Below are 13,479 nucleotides of genomic sequence, written 5' to 3'. Positions count from 1 at the left end.
TATTTTTAATTTTTATTCTCATATCATCACTTCATATCATGTCAAATTAAATAACTGTTTTTATATATAATATCTATCGGCAGATTGTTGGTTGAAATTGTGGTCTATTTCGTAATAGTATCTGTGGGTTACTGTTAAATATAGTGAATACTATTCCCAAAGTTGACAACGAGACTATAGTAATTCCCGTTAGCCATCTTATTTGATTGCGTAAAGCCTTCACCTCAAGACTGTAATTATCTAATGGCAATGCCTGATGCTGTTGAATTGCCGAGACTTCAAGCGCTATTTGTTGAGGTGTATTTACCACATACTCAAAGGCTACTTGGGAGTGCAACCAATTAGCAATTAATTGAGGGCAGTTTTTCTTAAACCAATGCCAACCATAGACTCTAAATATAGGTTTAGACAGCCGAGCAATTAATTTAACTACTCGGTTAAAAGGTCGATAGCGAAACCTTTGATTAATCAAGTTGACTGAACCGATATCATAGAGGCAATCTAAAATCAGCTTAATCGTTGCTTCTTCACTTTCAGATAAGTTTTGCAGCAAAAGCTGAACGTCTTGCATTCTCTGCGCTTCAATATTTTTGTGATCTAATAATTCGGAGGAATCTAATGGATTATCTGAAAAATTTTGCTTAATTATTGCCATATCAGTAGAATACCAAATATTAGGGCTTCAATATAAGTACCTAGAGAGGGAAGTATAGAATAGCTAAAAAACAATTAATTTATTTTTGATTTATTGGTAATCCATCAAAAGATATAACTAAGAAAATCTTTTGGAATAAGTATTTGCTAATGGTATTAGGTAATACTGAAAGTTGCTCTTGTATTATGATTCCCCATAGACAGGCATAGATAACACTTCTTTTGAGAAATGAGGACACAGTGTAGGGGTGTAGGGTAGGACTTACGCACTAACCCTACGCCCTTGTTCAGCTAGCATCGCCACTGCTTGCATTTCTGGTATTGATTTTCGTAAAGTACCCGTAACAGCGCTTGTTTATCAGTTATTAAGCACTGTTTACTGCTGAATATTGTGAATTGTGAATTACTGAAGACGATGCCTGTACGCCAAACCTTATCAAAATCTGATATCCAACTGTCTTACTTGGAGTGGAATCAAGGTAAAGAACCCTTGCTGCTGTTACATGGTTTAGGCGACCATGCTTTAGTCTGGTCTAGCTTAGGGGATGATTTAGCGGCAAGATATCACATAGTAGCGCCAGATATGCGGGGTCATGGCGAAAGTAGCAAGCCAGATAAAGATTATAGCTTTGAGAGTGCGATCGCTGATTTAGAAGCTTTGATGAATCATCTAGGCTGGTCATCAGCTCATATTGTCAGCCATTCATGGACAGGTAAATTAGCAGTCATTTGGGCAAGACAAAACCCGCAACGTCTACGGAGTATGGTGCTAGTTGACCCCATTTTTATTTGGAAAATGCCCGACCTCTTCCGCCTTACCTTTCCTCTGCTTTACCGCTTTTTATCCTTTCTCAAAGCGATGGGGCCTTTCACCAGCTACGAACAAGCCGAACAAGAAGCGCAGCAATTAAACCAGTTCCAAGGTTGGAGTCCTTTACAACAGCAAGTCTTTCAAGGGGGACTCGAACAAAAACCCGATGGTAGTTGGGGGAGTAAATTTACAATAGCCGCCCGTGACGGCATTTTTGACGCAGTATTGAGCGTACCTGGTTTCACCATCCCCTTAGACACTCCCGCCCTGTTTGTCCAGTCAGAACAGGGACTTAACCGCCTCGAATGGCAAATCAAACCTTACAAAACTTACCTCAAAAATTTCCGTCTGTGCCAAATTCCCGGCAATCATTGGCCTTTTTTAACCGCATCACAAGCTTTTAATCAGACAATAGCAGCATTCTTAGCAGAATGTCAGGAAAATAAGTCTCATGATTGATAGATAGGAACAGAAGGATAAAATAAGCCGTGCTAGCAACGCCACAGTCATCGCCAAGGCTCATTTTACTCTTTTGACTATCGACTACTGACTTTCTTAATCATGAGCCTTTGTATCAATCCAGTTTGCCCCAACTCTAACCACCCCCATAATGACAAAAATCGCTTTTGTCAAAGTTGTGGTTCACAGTTGGAATTGCTAGGGCGTTATCGGGTAAAGAAATTATTAAGTGATACAACCGGCTTCGCCACAGTTTATGAAGCCTATGAAGAAAACACAGGTAAAATCCTCAAGATACTCAAACCCAATCTCTCCAGCGACCATAAAGCAGTAGAGTTATTTCGCCAAGAAGCAGTCGTCTTAGGACAGCTAAATCATTCGGGAATTCCTAAAGTTGATAGCTATTTTCAGCATCAAACCAGAAATGGTGGAATTCTGCACTGCATTGTCATGGAGAAAATTACGGGGACAAACTTGGAGGAGTGGTTACAACAGCAACAAAATCAGCCGATTTCCCAAGCACAAGCCATAACTTGGTTGATACAGTTGGCAGAAATTTTAGATTTAGTGCATGGTAAACTCTACCTGCACCTAGATATTAAGCCATCAAATATCCTGCTCCGACCTGATGGAAAATTAGTTTTAATTCATTTTGGTACAGCTAAGACTTATCCCAATGGAACCGCCACACCCACTTTATTATCTGGTTACAGCGCGCCAGAACAAATGAGTGGACAAGCTACACCACAATCAGATTTCTTCAGCTTGGGGCGCACCTTCGTCTTTTTATTAACAGGGAAACACCCGTTAGATATGTATGATGTCCATCAAAATTTATTGCAATGGCGTAACCATACCAAACAAATTTCACCATCTTTATTGAATTTCATCGATTGGTTAATAGCACCAGAATCAAAAAATCGTCCAACCAATACCCAGGGAATTTTGCAGCGTCTTAGAGATATTAAACAACAAGTTAATCGGGACGAAATTCCCTATAGCGAACAGCAAACTCAACTAAAATCTCATCTGCCTTTACAATCACCCACAAAAAGCTTTAATAAAGTACCTTTAATCGCATTTTGTGCAGCCCTCATAGTTTCAGTTGGATTACTGAGTTTAGTTGCCTTTATGATAGGTTATCCAAGATTTACTTTATTACCACCACCAGGCCAGTCACCACAGAGAAAAGGCAAGATTGCCTACTTCCCTTATGAAACAGGTAAAGATAGTCAAGGAAGAGTAGCAAAATTTAATATCGCTGTTTTATCAATAGAATATAAATGGCTTTCAGGTAGCAATTTTCAGATTACAAATAATGACAGAGTAATTAGTCTAGATGTTTTAAAATTGCGTTTAGAACAAGAAGGTATCCAGGAAATTATGGAAAATCCTGAAGAGATTATCTCTGTAGGTACTGCTTCCTGTGAAGGTAGTTTATCATTAGCACAACGTAAAGCTTTTGAACGCTCCCAACAGCTACAAAATTTAGTTAAAAGAATATTTCAAAATAGCCCAAGTGTTAAAAACTATCGATTATTAAACTTAGGAAAATTTCAAGGCAGTAGTTGTCAAAGTAATCGGGATTTAACTGCATACCAAAGAAGTGTAATTATTATAGGCTTAAAAAGACAATCTAAAGCCGTAGTTATAGATGAAGCTTTGCGAGATAGGTTAGAAAGCAAGCCTTTTGGAGATTTTCAATTAAATGATTATTCCTTAGGTTCTGTAGAGAAATTTAAGACAATACCTAGTAAATTATAATGTAGTTTAAGTTTAGGCGATCGCCTCTATTCATCTAATACTAATAAAGCAAATATTACCACCAATCTTTAATTAATCTCACTCATAAAATAGACAAAAAAAACACAGCAATTTTGGATAGTAAATTTACGCTCCCATTCCTGAATATTTTTTCAATCCTGCACGCCACAACAAACGATTTGCCACCCAAAATATGAATATCCAAGCTACTAGTGACAAAAATCCTCGTGCTATATCTACAGGTAGCCCTACCAACAAACTAGCGGGAAAATTGATTAAATAGGGAAAAGGTGTAAATAATACTATTGCTTTGACTGGTTCAGGAAACACATCTAAAGGTGCAATTAATCCTGATAAAAATAAATAAAATAAAAACCAAAAATTTTCTATAGCATTAGCCCTTTCCGTCCAAAAGGCAAACATGGCAAAGGTATATTGAATTACAAACCGCAGTACAAAAGCCAACGTTACAGCTACTGTAAATAACAATAATTGACTGACAGTTGGAAACCACAGCGCCTGAGGATACAGAAGAAAAAATAATCCTATCAGTAGTATTGCAAAAGGTATGCGAGCAACCCTTTCTGAAAGATGGGATGCAACGTGATGCCATACTGGATCTAATGGCTGTAATAATTTAGGCGATAATTTACCTTCTACTACTTCTTTTTCAAACTCCCAAATTACCCAGACAATAGATATTTGTCTCACCACAAACACAGTGAGAAAGTAACGGGCAAAATCCACAGGCGATAAACCAAAGGTTCCACCTTGCGCCGCCTTTATCCAAGCACCCATCAGAATAATTGGCAAAGAACCAGACAAGACCCATAGGATTAGTTCTGCCCGATACTCCACCATATAAGCGTAGTAAACTGTCAGCAGAGTCAGTGCTTTTCTAATAGTTTTTTTCATTCACTTTTGAATTATTTAAACAACTCCCGCCTGAAAAACTCGCCCTATCACTTCCTCAACAGGTGGCTCAGTTACCGTTAAATCTATTACTTCTAAATCTGTTAAAATCTTTGATACTGTGCGCGTCAGCACCTCTTGCTGCACTATAAAGCATACCGCGCGCCCTTCTAAAAGTTGCACATCACCATAAGATTTGAGTGTTTCTAAAGGTAGAGCTTGGGCTAACTCTACACGAACTTCTCGGTAAGGAGCAAAACTTTCTAGTAGTCCATCTAAGCTACCGTCATACATGAGCTTTCCTTGGTGAATCAACAGCACCCGTTCACATAAAGCTGTGATATCAGCCATGTAATGACTGGTTAACAACACTGTAGCTTGATAACGTTGATTGTACTCGCGTAAAAAATCACGTACCGCAACTTGAGCGTTGACATCTAAACCTAGCGTTGGTTCATCTAAAAACAATACATGAGGACGGTGTAACAGCGCTGCCAAAAGTTCGGCTTTCATGCGTTCACCCAAAGAAAGTTTCCGCACTGGTTGAGTCAGCTTACCTTCCAAGGACAGCATCTCTGTTAATTCCCCTACCCGACGCTGAAATTCCTTGTCTGAAATGTCATAAACAGCAGCGTTAATTCTCAAAGAATCCAGTGCTGGTAAGTCCCACAGAAGTTGTTGCTTTTGTCCCATTACCAGGGTGATTTTTTGTAAAAATGCTTCTTGGCGCAGAAAAGGAACATGGCCAGCTACTTTCACTACACCATGAGAAGGATGTATCAAGCCTGTCAACATCTTCAGTGTAGTAGTTTTACCAGCACCATTAGGCCCCAAAAACCCAACTACTTCACCGGGTGCAATTTCAAAAGAAACATCCTGAACAGCCTGTATTGAACGGTAGGTGCGACGGAAAAGGTGATTAACTGTACCCCCAATTCCTGGCTCTTTCACTGCTACTGGATAGGATTTACTGAGATTTTCGGCAATAATGATTGACATATACCTCTAAAAATCTAGGAGGCAGCAAACAATAATACTAAATGTTTTTCATACTAAATGAGATTATTTAGACACATTCTGCGCCCCTCTGTCTTGAAAAGTTCAGCCACTGCGTTGGACGGGTTCCCCGGCTTGTAGCAAGTGGCGTTCCTACGAAGGGAAACCCTCCTTCTCCTGACGGAGACGCTACACGAACAGAACTTTTCGCTGCGTTAAAAAAAATTATTTTAAACGACCCGATCGCAATATACTCACAATTAGCCACAATCCCAACAAACTCGCCACTGCAAACAAGACACTACTCAAAAATGACAACTCACTTGTCTGAGCATTATTAGATATAACTGCTGCACCCATAATCAGTGAACCCACTAGTATACTGAATGACAAGCGATTGGCAGCATCGTCCATTGTGCGGCGCACACCATCTAAACCATGTAGGGAAAGATTCCACCGCAGAGTTTCTGATGTTACCCGGTCTAATAATAGTTCGATTTGTCGGGGAGATTGTAGAGAGAGACTTTTTAAATCTAAGGCTGTTCTCAGGAGCGATCGCACTGGATTATCCCCCAATAACTGCCGCCGAAACAAATCTGTAATTAATGGTTGAATTTCATCAAATAAATTTACCTCTGGATTAAAGGTCTGTGCCACCCCTTCCAAATTCGCTATAGTCTTGGCATACAAACCCATATTGCTGGGTAAACGAATTTTGTTATTTCTAGCAATTTGCAAAATTTCATAAAAAATTTGACTAAAATTCATCTCAGTCAAACTAACGTTATAATACTTCCGCAACATCCGGTCATAATCGCTTTCTAAGCGAGACAAAATCACTGGTTGGGCGGAATCTGACAATTGCAATGTTAATTGAGCGCATCGCCCCGCATCTAAATCGACGATCGCCAACAACATTTCTGTTAATATCTGCTGAGTACGGGGATCAAGTCTGCCCACCATGCCACAATCTAACAGAGCAACACGACCATCACTGAGATAAAAGATATTCCCCGGATGGGGATCAGCATGGAAAAAGCCATCAACATATAACTGCTGAAAGAAAGCCCGAAATAACAGAGTCGTCACTGCTTTACGTTCGGCTACCGGGTCTTTACCGTTATTATTGTTCAAGCTTGCTGACAGTATTGGTACACCATCTAGCCATTCCATCACCATTAATTTTTCTGTAGTTAAAGACCAGTAAATCTCAGCTACTACTAGCTGTGTGGGATCAAACCAGCGACTACGAGATAAATTACGGCGCAATAGGTCTGTATGTCCTGCTTCCCGTGTAAAATCTAACTCTGCTTCTAAAGCTTTGGTAAATTCTTCTGCAATTGATTTAATTTCGTAGTTCTGCCCAAAATCGGTACGCGCCACCAAATCAGCAATTCCTTGAATTAAAGCAATATCTTGGGCAATAGTCAGATCGATCCCCGGTCGTTGCACCTTCAGCGCCACTTCCCGACCATCTATCAATGTAGCGCGGTGAGTCTGAGCAATTGATCCCGCCGCCACAGGTATAGGGTTAACTTTACTGAAAGTTTCTTCCAGAGGGCGTTTTAATTGTTTGCGGATGAGAATTTCAATATCTATCCAAGGAACAGGTGGTACTTCATCTTGAAGTGTAGAAAGTTCCTCAATGTAAGCCGCACTGAGTAAATCTGGACGGGTAGACATCAGCTGACCGAGTTTCACATAAACCGGCCCTAAGTCCACCAAAATATTCTTTAAAACCGCAGGTGTCGGTAGTTGGGGTTCATCAGCCTTACCACCTGTAAGTAGCCGCCGCATATAATCCCAGCCATTGCGGAGGACAACTTCAATAATTTCTCGTTGACGGGGGACAGTTTGGGTGAGGAACATTGTTGGGGAGTTGGGAGTGGGGAATGGGAATTGGCGCAGGGAGCAGGGAGCAAGGAGGAGAATATTTCAGTATGATTTCCCCTTCTCCTCCTCCCTACACCCCTCTGCCTCTTCATAGCTAGTTATAATAAAAACCCCGCAGTTCAACCTCTGCCAAGGGTTTTAACTTTTACAACTTAGTATAATTAGAGTAGGTCAGTAAATCGGGGATCGCTTTGTAAGGTTTTGAGGATTTGTTTGATTTCCTGGGTACGTTCCTTATTGACTATGAGAGTAACATTGCGATCGCGCACAATCACTACATCCTCTAAACCAATAGTAACAATTACATCCTCTGGATTAGTCGCATAAACAATCGCCCCCTGAGTATCTAGACCCACATGAGTAGCTAGTTCTACATTAGGATTATCAGGTTTTTTTAGTAAACGCTCGATCGCATTCCAATCTCCTAAATCATCCCACCCAAAATCTGCTGGTAAGACATATACTAGATTTGTCTTTTCCATGAGTGCGTAGTCTATACTCTGTTTAGGTAACTGGGGATAAACATCAACCCCATGTTTTACAAGTGGTTCAATGATTTCTGGCGCATAGGTATAGAGTTCCTTAAGAACAACTCCGGCTCGGAAAACAAACATACCGCTATTCCAGCTATATCGTCCCGTAGACAGAAAACTTTCGGCTTTTTCCCGGATAGGCTTTTCAGTAAAGCGATTGACATGATAAGCTGGCAACTCATTAAAGGTACCAATTTTTTCTCCTTGTTCAATGTAGCCGTAACCAGTTGATGGGAAAGTCGGTTTGATCCCCAAAGTGACAATTGCCTCTGTGCTTGTCGCTAATTGGCTAGCAGCATCTAAAGTGCGTTTAAACGCCTCCGGATCAGCTATCCAGTGATCGGAGGGAAAAAAGCCTATAATCGCGTCATCACCATAACGCTTTTGAATTTCCAAACTGGCCCAAGCAACGGCCGCAGCCGTGTCTCTACCCTGCGGCTCAGTCAACAAATTTTGCGATGGTAATTCGGGTAGTTGTTGTTGCACCCCTTGTCCTAACTGACTAGAGGTGATTACCCATAGGTCATTCCACTCGCCTGCGAACTTAACCAGTCGCTCGGCGGTTGATTGCAATAGACTTCTGGAGCTACCATCAAGACTTAAAAATTGTTTGGGTCGATCTTGGCGGCTAAGAGGCCAAAAACGTTCGCCTTTACCACCAGCCAGGATTACTGGGAACAATGGGCTACTCATGTTGTCATACACACAAACGGTAGAACATTTCAAGTGTACAGTGCGGTCTTACACTGGCAAGATTGGTAGCTTGCTTTAACATAAATTTTAGGGAGTGGTTGAGTGGGGAGATAATTGTGATTAAACAGGTTCAATGGTCAGATAATCAGGTCGCGCCTCAACAAATACCGGATCTCAATTTAGAGGTGGGGTCTTCACAAATACAACTGGTAGAAAACCAGGGAATATCTCAACCAGTATCAGCACAAGAAATAGAGGTAGAAACTGAACAAGATTCAGCCACTGTTTCCCGTAACGTGGTTGATTCTGTTGGTGCAATACCCAATGAACTGTACGAGCGCTTAGGCTTGACCATGCCTCGTTGGCTATTGTGGATTTTGACAGTGGTTTTAGGAGTAATCCTATCTGGGCTGTTAGTATCCACCTTGGCACTGTGGACTCCTTTGTGGAGCAATTTGGATCGCACTGACGAAGAATTGGGCGTTTCTGGGCAGAATGAGCAGAAAATGCCATTGCCTGGGGAATTATGGAGCAAAATATCCCAATATCAGCTATCCAAGCCCATGAACATTCTCATCATGGGAATTGAGCCAGTCAAAGGCGCTGTTGATGGCTCACCAGAAAGTTTCTCTGGCAATAGCGACACCATGATGATGGTGAGACTCAACCCAGAAAGTAAAACTACACGGGTGCTGTCCATTCCCAGGGATACCATGATTGCGATCCCCGAAAAGGGACTCACCAAGGTATCAGAGGCTAATGCTCAAGGCGGGCCGGTGTTGGCAGCCAGAGTAGTCAGCCGGACTTTAAATAATGCCAGAATTGACCGCTATATCCGTATTTCTACTAGTGGTTTACGGCAATTAGTCGATCAGTTGGGTGGCGTTGAGGTTTTTGTACCCATCGCAATGGAATATCAAGACCCCAGCCGTCGCTCTAGGGTGAGTTTAGTTAGTGGCTGGCAAACTCTCAACGGTGAACAGGCAGAAGTATTTGCTCGTTACCGGGAGGAAAAATTAGGGGATTTATCTAGAGTTCAGAGACAACAAGCACTAGTAGCAGCAATCCTACAAAGGCTGAATAGTCCGACTGTATTACCCAGATTGCCCCAATTAACCCGCCTAATGCGGAAATATTTTGATACAAATTTGAAGACAGAAGAAATGATGGCTTTGGTGAATTTTGCCGTGAATTTAGAGCGGGATAATTTCCAAATGACCATGTTGCCTGGTACATTCAGCAAATTTAGTAAAGACCCAAATAGCTATTGGCTGAATATGACCGGACAGCAAAATCTATTAAACAATTATGTTGGGGTAGATGTGCCAGGTCTTAAACAAGATTCTCGGCCTGTTTCTCAGCTCAAAATTGCTATTCAAAATGCTTCCAATCAACCCCAGCTAACGGAAAAAGTTATTGCTTACTTGAAACAGAAAGGCTTTAAAAATATTTACACTGTACCGGATTGGCCTGATACTCAGCGCCAAACCCAAATTATTATCCAAAAAGGCAACCGCCAAGCTGGTTTTGACTTACGCAAAATCTTAGGACTCGGTTTGCTAGAAACTAAATCAACAGGGGATTTAGAATCTGACCTAACAATTCGCATTGGGAAAGATTGGAAATAGTTAGTAGTCAGTGGTCAGTAGTCAGTTGTTTTGCCACTGACTACTAACTAATGACAACTCACAAGTAATTAAATTTATGAATAAGATTTTAGTCAAATTGTTTAGTTTAATTATTATTGTTATGCTGGCGTGGTTTTGGGTAATTATGAATCCCCAGACTGCATTTGCTCAAATAAATACAATTAACTACAACAATGCAAATCTGGAAAACCGTGACTTTGCCAATGCTGATTTAGTGGGGGTCAATTTTGTCGCGGCGGAAATGCGAGGGACGAACTTTCAAGGCGCAAATTTAACTAACGCTATTCTCACCAAAGGTGTTTTATTAAAAGCTAATTTATCAGAGGCCAATTTAACAGGTGCTTTAGTAGATAGAGCGACTTTAGACAATGCCAACTTAAAAAATGCCATTTTCACAGAAGCAACTTTAACCCGTAGTCGCTTCTATGATGCTGACATTACTGGTGCTGATTTTACAGATGCTCTAATCGATCGCTATCAAGTTTCTTTGCTGTGTGAAAGAGCAAACGGGGTAAATCGAGTTACGGGTATTGCCACCCGTGATAGTCTGGGCTGTAAATAACTAGTTATGAAAATTTACCTGACGGAGTGTGATATTTCGGGTTAATCTTTTCAGGTATGCACTCTGTAAGAGTTGTCGGGTACTATTCGTGACTAATCAAGAACAAAAACCTTCTCGTTCTTTCGCTGGGATTGCTGGCATTGTTGCCGCAGCCACTTTAATTAGTAAAGTATTTGGTTTAGTAAGGCAACAGGCGATCGCAGCTGCTTTTGGTGTAGGTGCGGCGGCAACTGCCTACAGCTATGCCTACATTATCCCTGGTTTTTTATTGGTATTACTGGGGGGCGTAAACGGGCCATTACATAGTGCAGTTGTCAGTGTTTTAGCTAGGCGCAAGCGAGAAGAAGCAGCCCCCCTGGTGGAAACAGTAACTACCCTAGTGGGGGGAGTGCTGTTGTTAGTAACGGTAGCCCAGATTTTCTTGGCAGATGAGATTGTGGATATTGTCGGTCATGGTTTGGCAGCTAACACTAGAGCGATCGCCATTCAACAAATCCAGATTATGGCCCCGATGGCTTTATTCTCAGGTTTAATTGGTATCGGTTTCGGTACTCTCAACGCTGCTAATCAATATTGGCTACTCTCCATTAGCCCCCTATTATCCAGTGTGGCAGTTGTATTTGGTATCGGTATAATGACTTTGCAATTAGGCAAAGACATTATCAAGCCAGAATACGCTTTTCTTGGCGGTATGGTGTTGGCTTGGGGAACCTTGGGCGGGGCAATTCTCCAATGGTTAGTACAGCTAATTGTGCAGTGGCGACTAGGGCTAGGAACGTTACGGCTGCGGTTTGATTTTAAATCCCCTGGAGTCCAGGAAGTCATTAGAGTCATGACTCCGGCAACAATTTCTTCAGGGATGATGCCCATTAATGTGGCTACTGACCTCTATTTTGCTAGCCCAATTCCCGGTGCGGCGGCTGGTTTTAACTACGCCAATCTTTTAGTACAAACACCATTAGGGATTATTTCTAATATTATATTGTTGCCTTTATTACCCATCTTCGCCAAACTAGCGGAACCTGAAAACTGGCCAGACCTCAAATTACGCATTCGTCAGGGATTATTACTGACTGCTGTGACAATGCTTCCTTTAGGAGCGTTGCTGATATCTTTATCTGTGCCAATTGTGCAGGTAGTTTATGAACGCGGCGCATTTAAACAAGAAGCTACACAGTTAGTTTCATCCCTACTGGTTGCTTACGGTATTGGGATGTTTGCTTATTTGGGGCGGGATGTTTTGGTGAGGGTATTTTACGCCTTGGGAGATGGACAGACACCTTTTCGCATCAGTATTTTTAACATCCTGCTCAACGCTGTATTAGATTGGTTTTTAGTTAAACCTTTCGGCGCTCCTGGTTTGGTGTTAGCTACAGTGGGTGTCAATTGCAGCTCCATGTTGATGCTGTTATTTTTACTTGATCGCCGTCTCAATGGTTTACCTTGGCGGGAGTGGGGCTTGCCAATCCTTGGTCTGGCTGGGGGTAGTGTCATCGCTGGGATTGCTAGTTTTGCCACCCTAGCTGCTTCTCAGCAACTGTTGGGGAAAGCAGGTCTATTAATTCAAATTTTGCAATTGTGTATATCTGGCTTTGTGGGGATTGCAGTGTTTGCTGCGATCGCCTCACTCATGAAAATACCAGAAGTTAACAGTTTTGTGGTGCGGATGCGTCAACGCTTCTTGAAAAAATAGACTTTCCCCGGCTTGATTTTGAGCGATCGGCAGTTTGGCTAGCTTAATTTTCTGCAAATTGCTATTGTCATTAAATTCAATGTCATCCACGCCAGAGTACTTAATTATCAACACCCCCGGCTACCCACCGGGGATTTTTCTTAATTAGCGCAAGTTGCTAGTTATCAGCACTTGGATAAGTTATTACACTTTCAAATTACATAGTCACTTGAAAAAATAAATAATTCTAAAATTGTTTATTGATAAACAGACCATCAAAGCACAAATATCTGCCAAGTAAAGGATACACTGGAATATTGTATCAAAACCAAACATTTATAAAGCTAAACTAGAGAAACTTCAGGATATCCACCCATAAAGGAATAGAAATTTTGTCAGTAGTTAAAGACTTTCGCGCAGCGTGTCCCCGGAGACAAAAATGTTTCAAAATCACGGACTAACCAAACGCCTGAACCTCGCCGAAACTCAAACAGCTAGCAACTGACAAAAGACACTGGCAATTCAGTAAAAAATATGCTCAGTGAAAGTGATAAACAAGACACAAATTTTACAAAATCATAACATCCATTTTAAATTGGAATTTGCAAAAGCTGTGATAGCAAATAGCTTTGCTTCAAGAAAGATTGAGCAAGATTGAATCATGCCTTCCCAAGAACCTCGCATCTTTGTTGACATCCTTACTTATATTTAGGACTTACGCATGAAAACGAAAAATCAAGGGTTTGGAGAAGGGTGTAGGGGTACAGGGCTATACCCTTACCCCCTTACACCCAGTCTTAACAGACAACCTGGATGCGTAAGTCCTAATATTGGCATTATGGTGAAATTGATCAGATTGCTGACTCACCAACTTGACAAAA

10 protein-coding genes are annotated in these 13,479 nt (G+C 41.3%); 5 read left to right on the top strand and 5 right to left on the bottom strand.

The annotated features are described in order from the left end of the window. Window positions 1–73: 73 nt before the first annotated feature. On the bottom strand, window positions 74–655 hold the full coding sequence (locus ACN222_RS00970) for a hypothetical protein (protein ID WP_010994371.1): 582 nt from the start codon (window positions 653–655) through the stop codon (window positions 74–76). A gap of 414 nt (window positions 656–1,069) precedes the next feature. On the opposite strand from ACN222_RS00970, the gene ACN222_RS00965 reads away from it, so the two are divergent. Then, window positions 1,070–1,924, top strand: a complete 855-nt coding sequence (locus ACN222_RS00965) for an alpha/beta fold hydrolase (RefSeq protein ID WP_044520520.1) — start codon at window positions 1,070–1,072, stop codon at window positions 1,922–1,924. Between the two features lie 102 nt (window positions 1,925–2,026). After that, window positions 2,027–3,688 (top strand): serine/threonine-protein kinase, encoded by a 1,662-nt coding sequence (locus ACN222_RS00960; RefSeq protein ID WP_010994369.1) that lies wholly within the window; start codon window positions 2,027–2,029, stop codon window positions 3,686–3,688. Window positions 3,689–3,814: 126 nt separating this feature from the next. Here the strand turns inward: ACN222_RS00960 and ACN222_RS00955 are convergent, their stop codons facing one another. The 4 genes from ACN222_RS00955 to ACN222_RS00940 form a co-directional block, all read right to left on the bottom strand. Further along, the gene (locus ACN222_RS00955; protein ID WP_010994368.1) at window positions 3,815–4,603 is read right to left on the bottom strand and encodes an ABC transporter permease; all 789 of its coding nucleotides are present in this window, start codon (window positions 4,601–4,603) and stop codon (window positions 3,815–3,817) included. A 15-nt stretch (window positions 4,604–4,618) separates the two neighbouring features. Further along, a complete protein-coding gene (locus ACN222_RS00950) occupies window positions 4,619–5,599 on the bottom strand; it encodes an ABC transporter ATP-binding protein (RefSeq protein ID WP_044520518.1) in 981 nt (326 codons plus the stop codon). A 222-nt stretch (window positions 5,600–5,821) separates the two neighbouring features. Continuing rightward, on the bottom strand, window positions 5,822–7,465 hold the full coding sequence (locus tag ACN222_RS00945) for an ABC1 kinase family protein (protein ID WP_010994366.1): 1,644 nt from the start codon (window positions 7,463–7,465) through the stop codon (window positions 5,822–5,824). 185 nt (window positions 7,466–7,650) lie between these two features. Continuing rightward, a complete protein-coding gene (locus ACN222_RS00940; protein WP_044520517.1) occupies window positions 7,651–8,715 on the bottom strand; it encodes a mannose-1-phosphate guanylyltransferase in 1,065 nt (354 codons plus the stop codon). 116 nt (window positions 8,716–8,831) lie between these two features. Between ACN222_RS00940 and ACN222_RS00935 the strand changes: the two genes are divergently transcribed. The 3 genes from ACN222_RS00935 (at window position 8,832) to murJ (ending at window position 12,619) form a co-directional block, all read left to right on the top strand. Beyond that, window positions 8,832–10,343 (top strand): LCP family protein, encoded by a 1,512-nt coding sequence (locus ACN222_RS00935; protein WP_010994364.1) that lies wholly within the window; start codon window positions 8,832–8,834, stop codon window positions 10,341–10,343. A gap of 76 nt (window positions 10,344–10,419) precedes the next feature. After that, entirely contained in the window at window positions 10,420–10,926 is a 507-nt protein-coding gene (locus ACN222_RS00930; protein WP_010994363.1) for a pentapeptide repeat-containing protein, read from the top strand. Window positions 10,927–11,014: 88 nt separating this feature from the next. Then, window positions 11,015–12,619: a murein biosynthesis integral membrane protein MurJ gene (murJ, locus tag ACN222_RS00925; protein WP_044520516.1), complete on the top strand. Its 1,605-nt coding sequence runs from the start codon at window positions 11,015–11,017 to the stop codon at window positions 12,617–12,619. Window positions 12,620–13,479 lie beyond the last annotated feature (860 nt).

Origin of the sequence: Anabaena sp. FACHB-595, from assembly GCF_048568275.1 — a bacterium.
GTDB lineage: Bacteria > Cyanobacteriota > Cyanobacteriia > Cyanobacteriales > Nostocaceae > Trichormus.
Note: the sequence above shows the minus strand (reverse complement) of the source record. Positions and strands in the feature narration are given on the sequence as shown.